Annotated in this window: 20 protein-coding genes and 1 tRNA gene; 15 read left to right on the top strand and 6 right to left on the bottom strand. The window is 73.0% G+C overall.

From position 1 onward, the window contains the following. Nucleotides 1-339: 339 nt before the first annotated feature. The gene (locus OHA91_RS16110; protein ID WP_031152631.1) at nucleotides 340-1,533 is read right to left on the bottom strand and encodes a sensor histidine kinase; all 1,194 of its coding nucleotides are present in this window, start codon (nucleotides 1,531-1,533) and stop codon (nucleotides 340-342) included. 147 nt (nucleotides 1,534-1,680) lie between these two features. Here OHA91_RS16110 and OHA91_RS16105 point away from each other — a divergent pair, with 147 nt between their 5' ends. The 13 genes from OHA91_RS16105 (at nucleotide 1,681) to OHA91_RS16045 (ending at nucleotide 13,765) form a co-directional block, all read left to right on the top strand. Further along, the gene (locus OHA91_RS16105) at nucleotides 1,681-2,088 is read left to right on the top strand and encodes an NADH-quinone oxidoreductase subunit A (protein WP_030012240.1); all 408 of its coding nucleotides are present in this window, start codon (nucleotides 1,681-1,683) and stop codon (nucleotides 2,086-2,088) included. Next, nucleotides 2,079-2,672 carry an NADH-quinone oxidoreductase subunit B gene (locus OHA91_RS16100; RefSeq protein ID WP_031152632.1) on the top strand — a complete coding sequence of 198 codons (594 nt, stop codon included), beginning with the start codon at nucleotides 2,079-2,081 and terminating at the stop codon, nucleotides 2,670-2,672. Before OHA91_RS16105 ends, OHA91_RS16100 begins: the two co-directional genes overlap by 10 nt. Continuing rightward, nucleotides 2,669-3,961 (top strand): NADH-quinone oxidoreductase subunit C, encoded by a 1,293-nt coding sequence (locus OHA91_RS16095; RefSeq protein WP_328739524.1) that lies wholly within the window; start codon nucleotides 2,669-2,671, stop codon nucleotides 3,959-3,961. Before OHA91_RS16100 ends, OHA91_RS16095 begins: the two co-directional genes overlap by 4 nt. Then, entirely contained in the window at nucleotides 3,958-4,926 is a 969-nt protein-coding gene (locus OHA91_RS16090) for a complex I subunit 1/NuoH family protein (protein WP_266498521.1), read from the top strand. The genes OHA91_RS16095 and OHA91_RS16090 overlap by 4 nt, the downstream gene beginning before the upstream one ends. After that, nucleotides 4,926-5,540, top strand: coding sequence for a NuoI/complex I 23 kDa subunit family protein (locus OHA91_RS16085; protein ID WP_031152635.1), 615 nt, complete (start codon nucleotides 4,926-4,928; stop codon nucleotides 5,538-5,540). Before OHA91_RS16090 ends, OHA91_RS16085 begins: the two co-directional genes overlap by 1 nt. Further along, complete coding sequence (locus OHA91_RS16080) at nucleotides 5,537-6,124, top strand: NADH-quinone oxidoreductase subunit J family protein (protein ID WP_037632779.1); 588 nt, start codon at nucleotides 5,537-5,539, stop codon at nucleotides 6,122-6,124. The genes OHA91_RS16085 and OHA91_RS16080 overlap by 4 nt, the downstream gene beginning before the upstream one ends. After that, complete coding sequence (gene nuoK / locus OHA91_RS16075; protein WP_031152640.1) at nucleotides 6,124-6,495, top strand: NADH-quinone oxidoreductase subunit NuoK; 372 nt, start codon at nucleotides 6,124-6,126, stop codon at nucleotides 6,493-6,495. Before OHA91_RS16080 ends, nuoK begins: the two co-directional genes overlap by 1 nt. Then, nucleotides 6,492-8,540 (top strand): NADH-quinone oxidoreductase subunit 5 family protein, encoded by a 2,049-nt coding sequence (locus OHA91_RS16070; protein WP_328739523.1) that lies wholly within the window; start codon nucleotides 6,492-6,494, stop codon nucleotides 8,538-8,540. Before nuoK ends, OHA91_RS16070 begins: the two co-directional genes overlap by 4 nt. Nucleotides 8,541-8,578: 38 nt before the next feature. Continuing rightward, a complete protein-coding gene (locus tag OHA91_RS16065; RefSeq protein ID WP_031152645.1) occupies nucleotides 8,579-10,132 on the top strand; it encodes a complex I subunit 4 family protein in 1,554 nt (517 codons plus the stop codon). Further along, nucleotides 10,129-11,670, top strand: coding sequence for an NADH-quinone oxidoreductase subunit N (locus tag OHA91_RS16060; RefSeq protein ID WP_078959384.1), 1,542 nt, complete (start codon nucleotides 10,129-10,131; stop codon nucleotides 11,668-11,670). Before OHA91_RS16065 ends, OHA91_RS16060 begins: the two co-directional genes overlap by 4 nt. Before the next feature lie 207 nt (nucleotides 11,671-11,877). Continuing rightward, complete coding sequence (gene htpX / locus OHA91_RS16055) at nucleotides 11,878-12,741, top strand: zinc metalloprotease HtpX (RefSeq protein ID WP_031152650.1); 864 nt, start codon at nucleotides 11,878-11,880, stop codon at nucleotides 12,739-12,741. Continuing rightward, nucleotides 12,738-13,130, top strand: coding sequence for a YccF domain-containing protein (locus tag OHA91_RS16050; protein WP_030842592.1), 393 nt, complete (start codon nucleotides 12,738-12,740; stop codon nucleotides 13,128-13,130). Before htpX ends, OHA91_RS16050 begins: the two co-directional genes overlap by 4 nt. Nucleotides 13,131-13,240: 110 nt before the next feature. Then, a complete protein-coding gene (locus OHA91_RS16045) occupies nucleotides 13,241-13,765 on the top strand; it encodes an SMI1/KNR4 family protein (RefSeq protein ID WP_266498509.1) in 525 nt (174 codons plus the stop codon). On the opposite strand, the gene OHA91_RS16040 is transcribed toward OHA91_RS16045, so the two are convergent. The 3 genes from OHA91_RS16040 to OHA91_RS16030 all read right to left on the bottom strand — a co-directional run bounded on the left by OHA91_RS16040 (nucleotide 13,749) and on the right by OHA91_RS16030 (nucleotide 17,121). Then, nucleotides 13,749-14,984, bottom strand: coding sequence for an APC family permease (locus OHA91_RS16040; RefSeq protein ID WP_266498507.1), 1,236 nt, complete (start codon nucleotides 14,982-14,984; stop codon nucleotides 13,749-13,751). The two genes, OHA91_RS16045 and OHA91_RS16040, sit on opposite strands and share 17 nt — an antisense overlap. Nucleotides 14,985-15,002: 18 nt before the next feature. Beyond that, nucleotides 15,003-16,430, bottom strand: coding sequence for a SulP family inorganic anion transporter (locus OHA91_RS16035; protein WP_266498505.1), 1,428 nt, complete (start codon nucleotides 16,428-16,430; stop codon nucleotides 15,003-15,005). Nucleotides 16,431-16,632: 202 nt separating this feature from the next. Further along, nucleotides 16,633-17,121 (bottom strand): YajQ family cyclic di-GMP-binding protein, encoded by a 489-nt coding sequence (locus OHA91_RS16030; protein ID WP_030653550.1) that lies wholly within the window; start codon nucleotides 17,119-17,121, stop codon nucleotides 16,633-16,635. Nucleotides 17,122-17,321: 200 nt separating this feature from the next. Between OHA91_RS16030 and OHA91_RS16025 the strand changes: the two genes are divergently transcribed. Further along, a tRNA-Tyr gene (locus OHA91_RS16025) sits at nucleotides 17,322-17,403 on the top strand. Nucleotides 17,404-17,520: 117 nt separating this feature from the next. Beyond that, a complete protein-coding gene (locus OHA91_RS16020) occupies nucleotides 17,521-17,961 on the top strand; it encodes a DUF3574 domain-containing protein (RefSeq protein ID WP_031152660.1) in 441 nt (146 codons plus the stop codon). Nucleotides 17,962-18,008: 47 nt separating this feature from the next. On the opposite strand, the gene OHA91_RS16015 is transcribed toward OHA91_RS16020, so the two are convergent. Then, nucleotides 18,009-18,665: an SDR family oxidoreductase gene (locus tag OHA91_RS16015; protein WP_266498501.1), complete on the bottom strand. Its 657-nt coding sequence runs from the start codon at nucleotides 18,663-18,665 to the stop codon at nucleotides 18,009-18,011. Nucleotides 18,666-18,714: 49 nt separating this feature from the next. Further along, nucleotides 18,715-19,983: an amidohydrolase family protein gene (locus OHA91_RS16010; protein WP_266498499.1), complete on the bottom strand. Its 1,269-nt coding sequence runs from the start codon at nucleotides 19,981-19,983 to the stop codon at nucleotides 18,715-18,717. Nucleotides 19,984-20,216: the final 233 nt, after the last annotated feature.

The following is a 20,216-nucleotide window of genomic DNA, read 5'->3' as shown; positions in this document are numbered from 1 at the left end:
GCGCCCGGGGGTTAACCCCACCTCGCCCCACCCGGCCCCGCCTTTCAGCCTCGCCGCCGTCTGCGACCCACCCCTTCGGAGCGGGCCGGCACGTCCAGCCCCGCCAGGGGGCGCCTCCCGGCGGCAGCCGGGGGAGATCGAGGCGCGGGGTCCGGGGCGGCGCCCCGGGGAGCGGCGGCGAGTCGGCGGGTCCGGGGCGGCGCCCCGGGAAGCGGCGGCGCCCCGGGAAGCGGCGGCGCCCCGGGAAGCGGCGGCGAGCCGGACAGACGAACGGGACCCCCGCCCACCCCGGACGGGAGTCCCGCTCAGCCCCACAGGCCGGCTACGGCCGGCGCGGCCTCAACCCCGGCCCGGGACCCGGTCGCGCCATGGCAGCTCTGCGGACACCACCGTCCCCTCCCCCTCCGGGGAGTCCACCACCAGCACCCCGTCCACCGCGTCCAGCCGCTCCGCCAGCCCCGCCAGCCCGCTCCCGCCGGAGGTGTCCGCTCCGCCCCGCCCGTCGTCGGACACCCGGATCATCAGCCGGGCCCCCGCCCGCCAGACCTCCACGGTCGCGCCGCGCGCCCTCGCGTGCTTGCTCACGTTCTGCAGCAGCTCGGACACCACGAAGTACGCGATCCCCTCGATCGCCTCGGCCGGCCGGGCCTCCTGCCCCGCCGGCAGGTCCACCAGTACCTTCACGGGCACCACGCACCGCGCCGCCACCGACGACAGCGCCGCGTCCAGCCCCCGGTCGGTCAGCACGGCCGGGTGGATCCCGCGGGCCAGGTCCCGCAACTCCTGGAGGGCCAGCTTCACCTCCCCGTGGGCCTCGTCGACCATCGCCGCCGCGCCCTCCGGGTCCTCCAGCAGCTTCTCTTTCGCCAGACCCAGCCCCATCGCCAGCGCGACCAGCCGCGCCTGCGCTCCGTCGTGCAGGTCCCGCTCGATGCGCCGCAGGTCGGCGGCCGCCGTGTCGACGACCACGCCCCTGTCCGACTCCAGCTCGGCGATCCGCCGCTCCAGGTCGTCGGAGGGCGACAGCAGGCCCCGTACCATCGCGCGGTCCGCGTTCGCGAGCAGCCGCACCAGATACGGCAGCACCGGCCACAGCACGAACAGTCCGGTCAGGACTACCGTGAAGGTGAGCACCGCCCAGGGCAGCCGGATCAGCTGGTACAGCACGGTCCGCCAGCCGACCGGATCCTTGATGCTCGTCCACAGCCAGGGGAAGAATCCGCCGGACCGCCGCGGACCGGGGATCGGAGTCGGCTCCTCCACCCGTACGCCCAGAAGCAACCGTGCGCGGGCCCGCTCCAGCCGTCCCCATTGCCGAGACAAAAAGAGACCGACCGCAAGCAAAGGAAGTCCGATCGCGGTCACGGAAAGACCGCCCGCGGTGGAAACCATGACAACCGCGTAAACGAAACCCAGGATCGCCTCAGGCAGATTGGTCACCAGATGGGCGATTTCCTTCCACGTGACGGCGCTGAATACGGGCCGCACGCGGGGAGGTCTGTCGTTGTCGGCGATGGCGAGGCTCGTGGTCATGCGCCACAGCCTGTCAAGCGCGGCTCGCTGATGCCATGGGGTGGCCGGGGTGCTGTGAACGGGGGATAACCCCACCCCGTGTGAGGCAGGCCCTAGACTCCCGTCCGTACCAGATCGTCGACAGCGACCGAGGAGCGAGGAACGGACGTGCCCGAACCAACGGTATCGACCGTAACCGTGCTCGCGGCGGACTACTTCCGGAGTTATTCGGTCGTCGGCCTGCTGGCAGCCCTCGGTGTGCTCTTCGTGGCCGTCGCCTTCGGCGCGGGCCGCCTCCTGCGGCCCGTGGTCCCGACCCCCGAGAAGCTCCTGACGTACGAATGCGGCGTGGACCCCGTCGGCGAGGGCTGGGCGCACACCCAGGTCCGCTACTACGTCTACGCCTTCCTCTACGTCATCTTCGCCGTCGACTCGATCTTCCTGTTCCCGTGGGCGACGGTGTTCGCCGCCGCCGGCTACGGCGCCACGACCCTGGTCGAGATGTTCATCTTCCTGGGCTTCCTGGCCGTCGGCCTGCTCTATGCGTACAAGAAGGGCGTCCTCGAATGGACGTGACACCTCAGCCGGAGCTGCTCCCGGAGCCCAAGCGCCTCGGAGTCCTCTCCCGCCTGGCCCCGGAACCGATGAAGGTGGTCCTGAACTGGGGCCGCCGGTACAGCCTGTGGGTCTTCAACTTCGGCCTGGCCTGCTGTGCGATCGAGTTCATCGCCGCCTCCATGGCCCGGCACGACTTCATCCGCCTCGGCGTCATCCCCTTCGCACCGGGGCCGCGCCAGGCCGACCTGATGATCGTCTCGGGCACCGTCACGGACAAGATGGCCCCCGCCGTCAAGCGGCTCTACGAGCAGATGCCCGAGCCGAAGTACGTCATCTCCTTCGGCGCCTGCTCCAACTGCGGCGGCCCGTACTGGGACTCGTACTCGGTGACGAAGGGCGTCGACCAGATCATCCCCGTCGACGTCTACGTGCCCGGCTGCCCGCCGCGCCCGGAGGCGCTCCTCCAGGGCATCCTCAAGCTCCAGGAGAAGATCGCCCGCGAGTCGCTGGCCGAGCGCTACGCCTCGGGGCCGTCCGTCTCGCAGCTGACCAGCGGCCTGGTCAGCGCCCCGCCGGCACCCGGGCAGGGGGCCGGCGCGTGAACCTCTACGACTCCCTCCCCGACGCCGCGCCGGCGGTCTTCGGTGCCGAGGCCGTCGCCGAGCTCTCCTACGACGTCCTCACCGTGGACGTGCCCGTGGGCAGCTGGATCTCCGCCCTGGAGATCGCCCGGGACAAACTGGGCTGCACGTACTTCGACTGGCTGAGCGCCGTGGACGAGCCCGGCACCGGCTTGCGGGTCTGCGCCCACGTCGCCTCGCTGGAGAACCACCGGGTACGCCGGCTCCTGCTGCGCACGACCGTCCCGCACGGAGCCCCCTCCCTGCCGTCGGCCGTCGCCGTATACGCGGGGGCGGAGTGGCACGAGCGCGAGACGTTCGAGATGTTCGGGATCACCTTCACCGACCACCCGCACCTGGTGCACCTCCTGCTCCCGGAGAACTTCGAGGGGCACCCGCTGCGCAAGGACTTCGTGCTGGCCGCGCGCGTCGCGAAGGCCTGGCCGGGTGCGAAGGAACCGGGCGAGGCCCACGACCCCGACGCCCCGAAGCGCCGTCAGATGCTGCCGCCCGGCGTGCCGGACCCCAACGACTGGGGCCCGATGAAGGGCCAGCTCCCGCCGGCCCCGGCCCGTCCCGCCCGTACCCCGCGCGCCGCCGGTGCGGCCGGCGCCGCCGCCCGTACCCCGCGCGAGGGCGCCCCCGTCCGCCGGACCCGCTCGGTCGCCGAGGGCTCGGCCACCCAGGCCGCCGAAGCCGCCACCCCGGAGACCCCGGCCCGCCCGCCGCGCCGCACCCGCTCGGTCACGGAAGGCTCCGCGAGCCAGGCCGCCGAGGCCGCCCCGGGCACGGAGGCCCCCGAAGCCCCGGCCCGGCCGCCGCGCCGTTCGCGCTCGGCGGCCGACGGATCCGCGAGCCAGGCCGCCGGGGCCGAGGCCCCGGACGATGCCGCTCCGGGTACGGAGGCCCCCGAAGCCCCGGCCCGCCCGCCCCGCCGTACCCGCTCGGCAGCGGACGGCTCGGCCGGCCAGGCGGCAGGCGAGCCGGCCGCCCCTCGCCGCCCCGCCCCCCGCAGCTCCGACGCCCCCTGGCACGACCCGAAGCCCGCCTTCGACGAACCGGCCCCCGAGGCGGCTCCGAAGGCCGAGCCGGGAGCCGGGCCCGCACCGGACCCCAAGGCTCCGAAGGCCGAGCCCGGAGCCGGGCCCGCACCGGAACCCAAGGCTCCGAAGGCCGAGCCCGGCCCCGCCCCGAAGACCGGACCCGCCCCCGAGCGGCGCCCGGCCGATCCCGAGACCGACCCCACCACCGACAACGGAGGCGACGCGTGAACGACGTACTCGACGTCGCCCTGCGGCTGATCGTCGTCTTCGCCGTCTTCCTCGTGCTCCCGCTCGTCGTCGGGCAGACCGAGCACAAGGTGATGGCCCACATGCAGGGCCGCCTCGGCCCCATGTACGCCGGCGGCTTCCACGGCTGGGCCCAGCTCGTCGCCGACGGCGTGAAGTTCGCGCAGAAGGAAGACGTCGTCCCGGCCAACGCCGACCGCCGGATCTTCCAGCTGGCCCCCGCCGTCGCCCTGCTGCCCTACCTCCTCGTCCTCCTCGCCATCCCTATCGGCCCGGGCGAGGGCGCGGTCGGCCAGGTCATCGACGCCGGCCTGTTCTTCGTCCTCGCCGTCATGGGCGTCGGAGTCCTCGGCTCCCTCATGGCCGGATGGGCCTCCGCGAACAAGTTCTCCCTGCTCGGCGGCCTGCGCACCGCCGCACAGCTGCTCGCCTACGAACTCCCCATGCTGCTCGCCGCCGCCTCCGTGGCGATGGCCGCCGGGACGGTCTCCCTCCCCGGCATCGTGGAGGCCTTCGAGTGGTGGTGGCTGCCCTGGCAGATCGTCGGCGCCCTCGTGTTCTTCACCGCAGGCCTCGCCGAACTGCAGCGGCCCCCCTTCGACATGCCCGTCGCCGACTCCGAGATCATCTTCGGCGCGTACACCGAGTACACGGGCCTGCGCTTCGCTCTGTTCCTGCTCGCCGAATACGCCGGCATCGTCGTCCTCTGCTTCCTCACCACCGTCCTCTTCCTCGGCGGCTGGCACGGCCCCTTCGGCGCCGAGGGCCTCGGCTGGGTCTGGACCCTGCTCAAGACCGCGCTCCTCGCCTTCGTCGTGATCTGGCTCCGCGTGAGCTACCCGCGCCTGCGCGAGGACCAGCTCCAGAAGCTCGCCTGGACCGCACTCATCCCGCTCGCGCTCGCCCAGATCGCGCTCACCGGCATCGTGAAGGTGGCGATCCAGTAATGCCCATCCCCGGATCCGGCCTCGCCAAGGGCCTGGCCGTCACGCTGCGCACCATGACGAAGCGCTCGCACACGGCCCAGTACCCCGACGTCCAGCCCGAGCTCCCGCCCCGCTCCCGCGGGGTCATCGGCCTGTTCGAGGAGAACTGCACGGTCTGCATGCTCTGCGCCCGTGAGTGCCCCGACTGGTGCATCTACATCGACTCCCACAAGGAGACGGTCCCCGCCTCCACCCCCGGCGGCCGCGAGCGCAGCCGCAACGTGCTCGACCGCTTCGCCATCGACTTCTCCCTCTGCATGTACTGCGGCATCTGCATCGAGGTGTGCCCCTTCGACGCCCTCTTCTGGTCGCCGGAGTTCGAGTACGCGGAGACCGACATCCACGAGCTGACCCACGAGCGCGACAAACTCCGCGAGTGGATGTGGACCGTCCCCGCCCCGCCCGCCCTCGACCCGCGGGCCGAGGAGCCCAAGGAGATCGCCGCCGCCCGCAAGGCGGTGGAGAAGGCCGAAGCAGCAGCAGCCGCGGCCGCCGCGGCGGCCGCCGCAGAAGCCGCCGCCCAGACGGCCGAGACCGAACCGCCGACCACCCCGACCCCGGAGTCAGACGCGTGACCCCCGCCGCCACCGTGGCCGCAGCCGCCACCACCGGGCCCGGTTTCCTGTCCCCGACGGGCGTCGAGATCGCCTTCCTCCTCGTGGGCCTCGCCACCTTCGGGGCGGCCCTCGTCACGGTCACCACCAAGCAGCTGGTGCACGCTGCCCTCTGGCTCGTCGTCGCCCTCGGCGGCATCGCCGTCGAGTACCTGCTGCTGACCGCCGAGTTCATCGCCTGGGTCCAGGTCCTGATCTACCTCGGCTCCGTGGTCGTCCTCCTCCTCTTCGGGCTGATGCTCACCAAGGCCCCCATCGGCCGCTCCCCGGACGCGGACTCCGGCAACCGGTGGATCGCGCTCGGCGTCGCCGTCGTCGCGGCCGTCGCCCTGGTCTGGGTGGTCGTCGACGCCTTCCGCACCACCTGGATCGACCTGGACGGGCCGGTCCAGGGCTCCACGAAGGTCTCCGGCGAGATCCTCTTCCAGCACTGGGTGCTGCCCTTCGAGGCGCTCTCGGTCCTCCTCCTCGCCGCCCTGATCGGCGCCATCGTGCTGTCCCGCCGCAACGACCCCGCCGACGCCCGTGACAAGGGGAAGCGCTGATGCACCTCGCCTACCCCGCCGTGCTCGCGGCGCTCCTCTTCTGCACGGGCCTGTACGGAGTGCTCGCCCGCCGCAACGCCATCCTGGTCCTGATGTCCGTCGAGCTGATGCTCAACGCCGTCAACCTCAACCTGGTGGCCTTCGACGTCTGGCTGCGCGACACCCTGCACGCCGGCCAGGCCCTCACCCTCTTCACCATCGCCATCGCCGCCGCCGAGATCGGCATCGGCCTCGCGATCGTGCTGATGGTGTACCGCAACCGCGGCACCTCGGACGTCGACCGCCTGCGCGACACCGCCGAAGGCCACGAGCCCGACCCGAACGACAACAGCGACAGCACCAGCACCGCCCGGCCGGAGGTCGCCGCGTGAGCACCACGACCCTCGCCGTCCTCGTCCCGCTGCTGCCCTTCCTGGGCGCGGTGGCGGGCCTGCTGCTCGGCCGCAGCGCCCCCGGATTCGTCCGCCCGCTCGCGATCCTGCCGACGCTCGCCGCCGCCGTACTGGCCGTGGCCGTCGCCGTCCGCCAGGGCGGCGGGCAGCCGGTCAGCACCGCGACCGAGCTGACCCCGACCGGCTCCGTGCCGATCGACCTCTCGCTCTACATCGACGGCTTCGCCGCACTGGTCGCCGTCCTCGTCGGGGTCGTCGCCACCTGCGTACAGCTCTACTCGACGGCGTACCTCCGCGAGGACCCGCGCTACCCCTCGTACGCCGCCCTCGTCTCGCTGTTCACCTCCGCCATGCTGCTCGTCGTCTACTCCGGCGACCTGATGGTGCTGCTGGTCGGCTGGGAAGTCATGGGCATCTGCTCGTACTTCCTCGTCGGCCACTACTGGGAGACCGAAGCGGCCCGCTCCGCATCCCTGAAGGCCTTCCTCGTCACCAAGCTCGGCGACGTCCCCTTCCTCATCGGCCTGTTCGCGCTCGCCACCGACGCCGGCTCCTTCCGGATCACGAAGATCCTGGGGACCGTCGCCGCCGGCGGACTCGACCACCCGACGCTGATCGCGCTGCTCCTGCTCGCCGGAGTCGCCGGCAAGTCCGCGCAGTTCCCGCTGCACACCTGGCTCCCCGACGCGATGGCCGGCCCCACCCCCGTCTCCGCGCTGATCCACGCCGCGACGATGGTCGCCGCCGGTGTCTACTTCATCGCCCGCCTCCTGCCCGTCTTCGCGGCCTCCGCCGCCGCACTGGTGGTCATGGCCGTCATGGCGGCCGTCACGATGGTCGGCTCCGGCCTCGCCGCCCTGGCCCAGGACGACATCAAGCGGGTGCTCGCCTACTCCACGATCGGCCAGCTCGCCTACATGACCGGCGCCCTGGCCGTCGCCGACCGCAGCGCGGCCGTCTTCCACCTCCTGTCCCACGGCGCCTTCAAGGCGCTCCTCTTCCTGGGTGCGGGCGTGATCATCCACGCCGCCGGTACGAACTCCCTGGCCGCCATGTCCCGGATGGACGGCCTGGCCAAGCGCATCCCCGACGCCTTCTGGACGATGACGATCGCGCTGCTCGCGCTCGCCGCCATCCCGCCCTTCGCCGGCTTCTTCTCCAAGGAAGCCGTCCTCGTCGCCGCCGAGCAGACCGCCACCGGCCACTCCGACCTCGCTCCCAGCGCCGCCGGCTGGCTGGTGCTGATCGCCGGCGTGCTCACCGCCCTGCTCACCGCCGCCTACGCCGCCCGGTTGTGGCTGATGGCCTTCCGCGGCCGGGGCGCAGCCGCCCCCGACCACGGCAAGGAGCCCTTCGCCATGACCGGCGTGCTGTGGCTGCTGGCCATCCCGTCGGTCGGCTTCGGCCTCGCGGCGGACTCGCTCGCCGACTGGTTCGACGGCAGGGCACTCACCCCGACCCTGGCCACATCGGTCCTCGGCACGGGCGCCGCCGTCATCGGCGCGATGCTCACCTACGCCCTCTGGCAGCGCGCCACGGTCAAGGCCGCCACGGCCCCCGCGGCCGGACCCGCCCGCAGCGCCGGCGCCGCCGAGCAGCCCGCCGCCGTGGCCGCCACGGTGTCCGCGGCCACCGCGGCCGCCGAGTCCGCCGCCGAGACGCCCGAGGTCGCGGAGGTCACCCACGAGCACCCCGCCGTCCCGGCGGGTCCCGCCGCCGACCCCGGCCGGGCCCTCCTGGGCCCCCTGCACCCCCACGCGGCCGACGGCTTCCACCTGGACGCCGTCTACTCCCGGCTGTTCGTCCGCCCCGTCCGTGCGGCGGCCCGCCTCGTCGCCTTCCTCGACCGCGAGGTCGTGGACACGTACGTCCGCGGCGCGGGCACCGGCACCCGGCTGCTCGGCGGCCTCGTACGCCGCGCCCAGACCGGCAACGTGCAGAGCTACCTGAGCGCCCTGCTCGCCGGCGCCGTGGTCCTGGCGATCGCCACCGCCGTCCTCGCCAACGTCAACGCCGGATCGTGAGCCGTGAGTCAGCCGTGATTGATATCAGCCCGTCCGTGATGCAGTTCCTTCTGGCGTTCATCGTCGCCGCACCGCTCCTCGGCGCCGTCGCGGCCCTCCTGCCGGCCCCGCCCGGCCTCAAGGGCCGCGGCCCCGAGCAGGCCGTGCTCCGCCACGGCGTGACCGTGACGGGCGTGATCCTCGCCGCGGCGATCGCCCTCGCCCTCGGCTTCGACCACGACGCCCCGTCCCGCTTCCAGGCGACGACGGACATCAGCTGGATCCCGGCGCTGGACGTCCGGATCCACCTCGGTGTCGACGGCATCTCGCTCCCCCTCCTCCTGATGACCGCGCTGCTGTTCTTCCTCTGCGCGCTCTACAGCTACTTCAAGCTCCCCGCAGGCCCGTCCCCGAAGGCCTTCGTCGCGCTGCTCCTCGTCCTCGAGTCCGGCACCCTCGCGACCTTCGCCGTCCTCGACCTGCTGCTCTTCTTCCTCGCCTTCGAGATGGTCCTCATCCCGATGTACTTCCTCATCGCCCGCTGGGGCGGTGCCCAGCGGCAGGCCGCCGCCTGGAAGTTCATCCTCTACACGCTCCTCGGCTCCGTCGTCATGCTGCTCGGCCTCCTCCTCATCGGTGTGACGGCGGGCACATTCGACATGGTGGCACTCGCCTCTGACAACGGCCGCGAACTGTCCCACACCACCCAGCTGCTGGCCGTCCTGTCCATCGGTCTCGGCCTCGCCGTGAAGACCCCGATGTGGCCCCTCCACAGCTGGCTGCCCGACGCCCACACCGCCGCCCCCACCGTCGGATCCGTCCTCCTGGCCGGCGTCCTGCTCAAGATGGGCACGTACGGGTTCGTCCGCATCCTGCTCCCTGTCACCCCCGACGGCATGGCCACCTTCGCCCCCTACCTGGGCGCCTTCGCCACCGTCGGCATCATCTACGGATCGCTCGCCTGCCTCGCGCTGGCCCGCAAGGGGAACAAGGGCGACCTCAAGCGCCTCATCGCCTACTCCTCCGTCGGCCACATGGGCTTCGTCCTCCTCGGCATCGCGTCCATGACCCCCACCGGAGTCAACGGCGCCCTCTTCGCCAACATCGCCCACGGCCTGATCACCGGCCTCCTCTTCTTCCTGGTCGGCGCCCTCAAGGACCGCTACGGCACCGCCGACCTCGACACCCTCGCCGGAGCCACCGGCGCCGCCCTCTACGGCCGCGCCCCCCGCTTCGGCGCGCTCCTCGCCTTCGCCGCCGTCGCCTCCCTGGGCCTGCCCGGCCTGGCCGGCTTCTGGGGCGAGATGCTGGCCCTCTTCGGCGCCTTCGACCCGGCCGAGGGCCTGTCCCGCCCCGCGTTCCTCACCTACACGGCCATCGGCGCGTTCGGCACCCTGCTCACGGCCGCCTACCTGCTGGTCGTCGTACGCCGCGTCTGCATGGGAGACCCGAAGGCCGGCCCCGAGCTCGCCGTCGCGGACGTCCAGCGCTACGAGTTCGCCGCCTGGACCCCGCTCGTCGCCCTCACCGTCCTCGCCGGCCTGTGGCCCGCGCTCCTCCTCGGCCTGACCGACCCGGCCGTTCAGCAGCTCCTCGCAGGAGGCAACTCATGACGGCCCTGACGGTCCTCGCGGCCGAGACCCCCAGCCTGGTCCAGTCCGTCGACTGGCTCGCCATCGCACCCGTGGTGATCACCGCCGTCGTCGGCCTGGCCGTCCTCGTCGCCGACCTCTTCGTCGCCGAGCGGCACAAGCCGGTCCTCGGCTGGATCTCGGTGGCCGGCCTGGCCGCCGCGATCGCCACCCTGCTGCCGCTGCGCGCCGGCGACCGCTCCACCTTCTGCCTCACCGCCGACCCGGAGGCCTGCAGCTACGTCGCCGACCACTTCACGGTGGTCGTCCAGTTCCTGGTGCTGGCCGGAGCCCTGCTCACCGCGCTCCTGTCGGTCACCGCCGTGCGCGACACGCGGATGCCCGCCGGCGAGTACTGGTTCCTGCTGCTCTCCTCCGCCGCCGGCGCCGCCCTGCTGCCCGCCTCCCGGGACCTCGCCACCCTGATCGTCGCGCTGGAGGTCGCGTCCCTGCCCGCCTTCGCGCTCGTGGGCATGCGCCGCGGCGACCGGCTCTCCTCCGAGGCCGCCCTGAAGTTCTTCCTGTCCTCCGTCACCGCCACCGCCGTGTCGCTGATGGGCGTCAGCTTCGTCTACGCCGTCACCGGATCGCTGCACCTCACGCAGGTCGCGGACCGCCTGGAGGACGTCCCCGGGCAGCTCGACACCCTCGCCATGGCCGGTGTCGCGCTCACCCTGGTCGGCTTCGCGTTCAAGACCGCGGCCGTCCCCTTCCACTTCTGGGTCCCCGACACCTACGTCGGAGCCCCCCTGCCCATCGCCGGCTACCTCTCCGTGATCGGCAAGGCCGTGGGCTTCACCGGCCTCATCCTCGTCACGGTGATCGCCTTCCCGGCGTACTCGCAGATCTGGGGCCCGGCGGTCGCCGTCCTCGCCGCGCTCACCATGACCCTGGGCAACGCCGCGGCGGTGCGCCAGTGCGCGGACCGCCCGAACAGCGCCGTACGGCTGCTCGCCTGGTCCTCGGTCGGCCAGGCCGGCTACCTGCTGGTCCCGATCGCCGCAGCCGCGTACTCCGAGCGCGACCAGATCGGCTCCACCCTCGCCTACGCCCTCATGTACGCCGCGGTGAACCTGGGCGCCTTCGCGGTGGCCGCCCTCGTCGCCCGGACGAAGCCGCTCCATCGCATCAGCGACTACCGCGGCCTGTACGCCGAGCGCCCGCTCGCCGCACTGTCCCTGGCCTTCTTCCTGCTCTGCCTGGCGGGCCTGCCGCCCGGCATCATCGGGCTCTTCGCCAAGGTCACCGTCTTCCAGTCCGCCGTCGACGCGGGCCTGGGCTGGCTGGCCGTGCTCATGGCGATCAACGTCGTCATCGCCCTGTACTACTACCTGCGCTGGACGGCGCTGCTCTTCCGCGTGCCCGAGGGCGCGGAGGGCTCGGACGGCGCGGGGGCCCGCACGAAGGCCCCCTGGCCGGTCGCGGCGGCCATCGTCGCGACCGCGATCACCGCGGTCGTCCTCTCGGGCGCCCCGCAGCTCGTCCTGCGCGTCGCGTCGGGGAGCCTCTTCACGCAGTAGCCCGTACCCGGGCGGTTGCCCCGTACGGAGTAACGCACGCGGCGGCCCCGCCACCCCCGCCGAGAGGGCGGCGGCGGGCCGTCGCCCCGGCACGCCCTGGGAACCAGACGCCCCCACCTCGCGTTGACCAGGAAGGGAGGGTCCACTGGACCGTAGACCCTCAAATCCATGACGGGCTCCCCTGCCGCACCACTTGGAGGGCGTACCGTGCACCGCCGGCACAACGGGCTCAAGACCGCCGTACTCCTCGGCGGGCTGTCCGCAGTCATCATCCTCATCGGCAGCTTCTTCGGACGGACCGGCCTGATCGTGGCCGTCCTCGTTGCTCTCGGGACGAATGCCTACGCGTACTGGAACAGCGACAAGCTGGCTCTACGCGCGATGCGCGCCCGCCCCGTCAGCGAGTTCGAGGCTCCCCAGCTCTACCGCATGGTGCGCGAGCTCTCCACGTCCGCGCGCCAGCCCATGCCACGGCTCTACATCTCACCCACCGAGGCCCCGAACGCCTTCGCCACCGGCCGCAACCCGCGCAACGCCGCGGTCTGCTGCACCGAGGGCATCCTGCGCATCCTCGACGAGCGCGAGCTGCGCGGGGTCATCGGCCACGAGCTCAGCCACGTCTACAACCGGGACATCCTCATCTCGTCGGTGGCCGGAGCACTCGCCTCGGTGATCATGTTCCTGGTGAACTTCGCCTGGCTCATCCCGATCGGCCGGTCGAACGACGACGAGGGCCCCGGCCTGCTCGGCATGCTGCTGATCATGATCCTGGGCCCGCTGGCCGCCTCGGTGATCCAGCTGGCCATCAGCCGCTCGCGCGAGTACGAGGCCGACGCCTCCGGAGCCCAGCTCACCGGGGACCCGCTCGCCCTGGCCAGTGCCCTGCGCAAGCTCGACGCGGGCACCAAGCAGCTCCCGCTGCCGCCGGAGCCACGTCTGGAAACGGCGAGTCATATGATGATCGCCAACCCGTTCCGGCCAGGCGCGGGCCTTTCCAAGATGTTCTCCACCCACCCTCCGATGGCCGAGCGCATCGCCCGGCTCGAACAGATGGCAGGCCGCCGCCAATGAAGACAATCCTGAACGTCATCTGGCTCATCCTCAGCGGCATCTGGCTGTTCCTGGGATACCTGCTCGCGGGTGTGCTCCTCTGCATCACCATCATCGGCATCCCGTTCGGCATCGCCGCCTTCCGCATCGCGGTCTACGCCCTCTGGCCGTTCGGCTACACCACGGTCGAGCGCCACGACGCGGGCGCCCCGTCCTGCATCGGCAACGTCCTGTGGCTGGTGCTGGCCGGCTGGTGGCTGGCCCTCGGCCACATCGTCACCGGCATCGCCCTCTGCGTCACGATCATCGGCATCCCGTTCGGCATCGCCAACTTCAAGATGGTCCCGCTCTCCCTGCTCCCGCTGGGCCGCGAAATCGTCCCCACGGACGCCCCGTTCGCCTCCCGCTGACGACACGCAAGCGATAGTTCGACACCGCGCCGCGGACGGGCCAGGCCCGTCCGCGGCGCAGTTGTCCACAGGGGCGGCGGGCTGTCAGTGGTGTGCGTCACCATGAATGCATGAACGAGACCGAGCAGTTGCTGGAGCAAGTCGCAGACCGTGCGCGCAACTCCGCACGGGCCCAGGGAAAGCCCCTGCCCACGCCGCTGGGCGCCGGGGAGATCGCCCGCGCCGAGGGCATACTCGGCTTCGCCCTGCCGCCCCTGCTCGCCCGGCTCTACACCCGCGTCGGGGACGGCGGATTCGGCCCGGAGCACGGGCTCCTGCCGCTGCGTCAGGCCCTCGGCGCCTACGAGGCCCAGCGCGCCTCCGGCTGGCGGTGGCCCGAGGCGGTCCTGCCCGTCGCCGACCTCGGATGCGCCATGTACGCCTGCGTCGACTGCAGATCCGAAACCGCCCAGGTCCTGCTGTTCGACCCGAATCCCGGGGAGCCGGACGTCGCCTGGTCCGTCGACGCACCGGGCCTGGCGGGCTGGCTGCGCGGCTGGCTCGACGGCACCGCGTGGTTCTGCGAGGAGTCCGTCCTGGGGGAGGACCACGACCTGGAACTCGCGCCCTGGGCGGAGTTCAGATCCCGGATCTGAGCCGGCCCCGCACCCGGTACGCCACGGCGCCCAGAGCCAGTACCGCGGCCCCCGCGACCGCCGAGGCGAGGGGCAGCGCACACGCCAGCACCACACAGCCGGACAGCCCGACCGCCGCCACGGCCCGCCCCTTGACACCTGAATCGAGAGTCCACGCGGAAGCGTTCGCGATCGCGTAATAGGCGAGCACTCCGAAGGAGGAGAAACCGATCGCGCCCCGCAGATCGGCGGTGGCCGCGAGCACCGCCACCACCGCACCCACCGCCAGCTCGGCATGGTGCGGCACCTGGTGCCGGGGGTGTACGGCGGCCAGCGCGCGCGGCAGATGGCCGTCCCGGGCCATCGCCAGGACCGTCCGCGACACCCCGAGCACGAGGGCCAGCAGCGAGCCCAGCGCGGCCAGGGCCGCGCCCACCCGGACGACCGGCGCCAGTTCCGGCGCACCCGCCGCCCGGACCGCGTCCGCCAGCGGGGCGGCCGACCGGGCCAGCCCCTCGACGCCGAGCACCGAGAGAACCGCCACCGCCACCGCCGCGTACACCAGCAGGGCGATCCCCAGCGCGAGCGGCACCGCCCGTGGGATCGTCCGTTCCGGATCCCGCACTTCCTCGCCCAGGGTGGTGATCCGCGCGTAGCCCGCGAAGGCGAAGAACAGCAGGCCGGCGCCCTGCAACAGCCCGAAGAGGGACCAGTGCGCCCCGATGAGCCGCTCGGGTGCGGCCGCACCCGAGGACAGGCACACCACGACCACCCCGGCCAGCACCGCCAGCACCGCCGCCACGATCAGCCGCGCGATCCGGGCGGACTTCTGCACACCGCCGTAGCTCGCGGCGGTGATCGCCACCACCGCCGCCACGGCCACGGCGTGCTCGCGCCCGGGCCACACGTAGGCACCCACCGTCAGGGCCATCGCCGCGCAGGACGCGGTCTTGCCGATCACGAACCCCCAGCCGGCCAGATGGCCCCAGAAGGGGCCGAGCCGCTCCCGCCCGTACACGTAGGTGCCGCCGGAGGCCGGATACCGGGCGGCCAGCCGCGCCGAGGAGTGCGCGTTGCAGTAGGCCACGAGAGCCGCCACCGCGAGGGCGGCGAGGAGCGCCCCGCCCGCGGCCCGGGCGGCCGGGGCGAAGGCCGCGAAGACCCCGGCGCCGACCATCGCTCCGAGCCCGACGACGACCGCGTCGAAGACCCCCAGGGTGCGCTTCAGCTCGTTCTCCACCGGCGGAGGGTATCCGGGCTAGGTGACGCCCTCGCGGCCGGGGAGCGGCGTCCGGGTGCGCTCCCAGCCCTCCAGGGCGGTCAGGCAGGCGTGGTCGAGATGGCGCAGACCGCTCAGGTCCAGCCGCACCGGCTGTCCGTGGGGCAGCGCGTCCAAGGCGTCGAGCAGTTTGGGCAGTCGCAGGAAGCTGGCGTTCCCCATGACCCGCACGCACAGCTCCTCGTCCTCCCACACCTCCTCGATGTGCACGTGGGAGGTCTCCCAGGCGGCCTTGGCGATGGCCAGCCCCAGCCCGACCAGCACCCCCTCGAAGAGGTTGGTGACGACGATCGCGCCGGCCGTGGCGACCAGCACCACCGCCTCGCCCCGGTGCGTGCGCCACAGCACCGCCACCGCCCTGACCGGCAGCAGCTTCCACCCCGCGTACAGCAGCACCCCGGCCAGAGCGGCCAGCGGCACGAGCTCCAGCACCTGGGGGAAGGCCACGGCGAAGAGCAGCAGCCAGCCGCCGTGCATCACCCGGGAGGCACGGGTGCGCGCTCCGGCCTCCACGTTGGCGGCGCTGCGGACGATCACGGCGGTCATCGGCAGCGCCCCGAGCAGCCCGCAGACGCTGTTGCCCACGCCCTGGGCGATCAGTTCCCGGTCGTACTCCGTCCGGGGCCCGTCGTGCATCCGGTCCACGGCGGCCGCGCTGAAGAGGGTCTCCGCGGAAGCGATCAGCGCCAGCGCGACCACCGTCCCGGCCGCGCCGAAGGACGCCAGCACCCCGAACTCGCCCCAGGCGGGCGGGGACACGGCCCCAAGGACCCCCGTCACCCGCACCTTCTCGACGGGCAGCCGCAACAGGGCGGCCACGGTGGCGGCGGCGGCCACCCCGACCAGCGCGCCCGGCAGCAGCCGCAGACGGGCGGGCGCCCGGCGCCACACCACCATGACGGCGATGGTTCCGACCCCGAGCAGCACCGCGGCCCAGTCGGCCCGCGCCGCGAGCCCGTGCACCCCGCCCAGCTTCGCCAGGGTCTGCCCGGGAGCCTCCGCGTCGCCCAGGGCGTACAGCTGCCCGGAGATCAGCACGAGCCCGATGCCGGCCAGCATCCCGTGCACGACGGCCACGGAGATCGCCCGGAACCACCGCCCGAGCCGCAGCACCCCCATGCCCAGCTGCAGCGCGCCGGCGGCCAGCACCAGCACCCCGAGGGCGGCCGTGCCGTACGTCTGCAGCGCCTCGTAGACGAGCACGGTGAGCCCGGCCGCGGGCCCGCTCACCTGCAGGGAGCTCCCGCGGAACCAGCCGGTGACCAGACCCCCGACCACGCCGGTGACGATCCCCAGCTCGGCCTGCACCCCGGAGGCGACCGCCACCCCCACGCACAGGGGGATCGCGACCAGTGCGACGACGACGGACGCCCCGAAGTCTGCGCGAAACGTGCCGGCCCCAGGCATGCGAGACCCCCCTGCCACGCGGTGATGTGATGCCACCCACCGTGCTGGGCGCACTCCCCGCCCCCCAAGTGCCCACGGAAGCCCGCGGCGGCGCGTGCGCCGCACACGCCCGGCACACACACCCCACGCACCCCGCAACCACCGCGGCCCGGCGGTCGGTGAAGACCGCCGGGCCGGCGTGGTGACAGGTCGCGGACCTGCGTCAGCGGTAGTTCACGAACTGGATCGCGAAGTCCAGGTCCTTGCCCTTGAGGAGGGCCTGGACGGCCTGGAGGTCGTCACGGCTCTTGGAGCTGACGCGCAGCTCTTCGCCCTGGACCTGGGCCTTGACGCCCTTCGGACCCTCGTCACGGATGATCTTCGCGACCTTCTTGGCGTTCTCCTGGGAGATGCCCTCCTCGATCGTGGCGAAGATCTTGTACTCCTTGCCGGACAGCTGCGGCTCACCGGCGTCCAGCGCCTTGAGCGAGATACCGCGCTTGACCAGCTTGGTCTCGAAGACGTCGAGGACGGCCTTGACGCGCTCCTCGGAGTTCGCCTCCATCAGGATCTTCTCGCCGGACCAGGCGATGGTGGCGCCGGTGCCCTTGAAGTCGTAGCGCTGCGAGAGCTCCTTGGCGGCCTGGTTGAGGGCGTTGTCGACCTCCTGCCGCTCGACCTTCGAGACGATGTCGAAACTGGAGTCGGCCATGTGCTGTGGCTCCTTGAAGTCGGTTGTGATCACCCCGGAGGGCGCGGCCGGACGTGCCCGGCCCGCTCGGCAAAGCCTAGCCACCGCGCCCACCCGCAGCGCTGATCAATCCGGTGGTGAAGCACCCCCGGTCATCAGGTATCGTTTACGTCGTTGCCGGGGAGCGCCGCCGCAAGGCGGAAAAAACGGCAGCAACTCTTGGCGGTGTGCCCGAGTGGCCAAAGGGAGCAGACTGTAAATCTGCCGGCTCAGCCTACCCAGGTTCGAACCCTGGCGCCGCCACGCGAGTGGAACCCCCGTTCATCTGCGGAAACGCAGTGGACGGGGGTTCTTTCGCATTCCCGGAAGTGCCGCGGGGCGTCGGCCGCATCGTCGGGGGCTCCCAGTCGTTCTCCGGGGGTGAAATGGACATCTGACACGCGGGGGAAGGTCGGCGGCGGGGTCCTCATGGCCCTGCTCGGCGCGGGGATTCCGGCTCTGATGGGAGCCGCCCTGCACACGGACGCGGGGGAGCCCTACCGGGAGACCCGGCTGTACTTCGGCACCGAACGGGCCGACGGCGGGGGCCCGGTCGCGGAACGGGAGTTCATGCGGTTCCTGGACCGGGAGATCACCCCCGCCTTCCCCGAGGGGCTGACGCTCCACGACGGGTACGGCCAGTGGCGCGGCGGGGACGGCAAGATCGTCCGCGAGACCTCCTACGAAGTGGTCCTGCTGTACCCGGAGAAGGAGGCCGAGGACCGCAGCGTGCGCATCGAGCGGATCCGCGACGCGTACGAGAGCCGCTACCAGCAGGACTCGGTCGGACGCTCCGACGACAAGCTGGAAGCGCAGTTCTGAGCCGCGGGCGGGGAGGCCGGCCGCGAGCCGGCCTCCCCGCCGGGCCGTCAGTTGCCCGCCACGTCCTTGACGGCCACCTGGACCGGGGTCGAGCCGGAGACCAGCTCCAGGGTCAGGCCCGCCGTCGCGGGCGTCTCCACCAGCTCGGCCAGCACCGCCGCCACGTCGTCGCGCGGCACCGCCCCCCGGCCCGTCCGCGCCTCCAGGCGGACCTGGCCCTTCCCGGCGTCGTCGAGCAGTGAGCCCGGGCGCAGGACCGTCCACTCCAGGCCCAGCCGGGTCCGTACGTGGTCGTCGGCCTCGCCCTTCGCCCGCAGGTAGACGTCGAAGACGTCGTCGCCCTCGTGATGGGCGTCCGCGCCCATCGAAGAGACCATCAGGAAGCGGCGTACGCGGGCCCGTTCGGCCGCGTCGGCGAACAGCACCGCCGCGCCCCGGTCCACGGTCTCCTTGCGCCCGGCACCGCTGCCGGGGCCGGCGCCCGCCGCGAACACCGCAACGTCCGCGCCCTGCAGGATCCCCGCCACGTGCTCCACCGTGGCCGACTCCAGATCGCAGAGCACCGGTTCGGCGCCCGCCTCCCTGAGGTCGTCGCCCTGTTCGAGGTCGCGGATGATGCCCGCGACCTCGTACCCGCGCGCGGCGAGCAGGCGCTCCAGCCGCAGCGCGATCCGACCGTGTCCACCCGCGATGACGATGCGCATGCCCCGACGGTACGACGAGCCGGGCGCCCCCGCCCGGGAAGACACCCCCTCAGTGGCCGGGCGCGGTGCGCCCCTGCCGGGGGAGGTCCAGGGCCGCCGCGACGGCGGAGTCGCAGTACTCGCGCACCGCACTCGTCCGCGCCACCACCCGCCCGCGGTGGATCACGATCCGGCTGTACGCGAGGGAGAGCACGCCCGCGATGCGGTCGCCGCGTACGGCGAGCAGCTCCGCCGGGAAGCCCGCCTCCACCCGTACCTCCGGCAGGCCCATGGCCTCGCGGGCGCAGGCGCTGACGGACTCGTAGGCCTCGCCGGGACGCAGCCCGCCCTGGGAGGCCAGCAGGTACGCGGCCTCCAGGGGGTCGCCGCGGCCGACCGGGTTACCGGCGTCCCGCAGGGCCCCGCTGCCGGCCGCGACCCGTACGCCGGCGGCCCGCAGGAGCCGTACGGGGGCGGTGCGCAGGCCGCGGCGTTCCAGGGCCGCGCAGTCGCCCTGGGGCAGGCAGGTCACCCGTACGCCGGCCGCCGCGAGCTGGTCGGCGGAGCGGGCCGCCGCGTCCAGCGGGAGCCGGGAGAGCCCGCCGCAGGGGCCGATGGTCACTCCGGGGCGCAGGCCGCCCGCCATCGCCGCGAGCCGGGAGAGACGGGCCGGGTCGTCACCGTCCGTGTGCAGGTCCACGGGGCAGCCGTGCTCGTCGGCGAGCTCCAGCACGGCTTCGAGGAAGCCCGTCGGGTCCGGGTCCAGGTCGGGGCAGCCGCCGATGACCGAGGCGCCCATCTTGACGGCGTCCCGCAGCATGGCGAGCCCGTCGGCCCCGGCCGCGCCGGTCAGCAGCCGGGGTACGGCCACCGCGGTCAGGTCGGCGAGGCCGCGCAGGGAGCGCCGGGCCTGGAGCACGGCTTCCAGGGGGCCGAGGCCGTGCACGTCGCCGATGCGCACGTGCGAGCGCATGGCGGTCGCGCCGTGGCCGAGCTGGAGCAGGGCCGCCTCGGTGGCGCGGCGCTGCACCTCGTCGGGGGCGTACGAGACGGGCCCGTCACCGTCGGCGGTCAGCGCGGTGTCCCCGTGGGCGTGCGGCTCGGCGGGGGCGGGGAGCAGCAGGTAGCCGGTGAGGTCCACCCGGGAGAGCATGTGGGAGGAGAGGCTGCCCGTGGTCCCGACGGCCTGGATCCGGCCGCCGCCGAGGCGGACGTCGACGGTACGGCCGTCCGTGAGGCGGGCCCCGGCGAGGAGCAGGGTGGCGGCCTCGGCGGCGGCCGCGCTGCCGTTGCCGCTGCGGGGGGAGTGGGACGGCTGCTGCGGCTGGCTGTCGGACATCGCGCTCCTGCGGTGGCTCGGGCGGTTCCTGGGGCCGTGGCCGCGGCCCGCGGCCCAAGATCACGCAGCGTGCTCAGAGCCTAGGGCGCGGCACACTCCGCTTCGCGGAAGAGCGCAATAGTCGTACCGGTGTGGTGCCTCCGAGCCAGGGCGACCGCGGGAGCCGCGGGGCGCACGCCGTGTGTGAGCCCGCACACAAACTGCGGGAGAAACGGGGCGGGAGTGGCCTGCGG

The organism is Streptomyces erythrochromogenes (assembly GCF_036170895.1).
GTDB lineage: Bacteria > Actinomycetota > Actinomycetes > Streptomycetales > Streptomycetaceae > Streptomyces > Streptomyces erythrochromogenes.
This window is presented reverse-complemented; position numbering and strand designations above follow the sequence as displayed.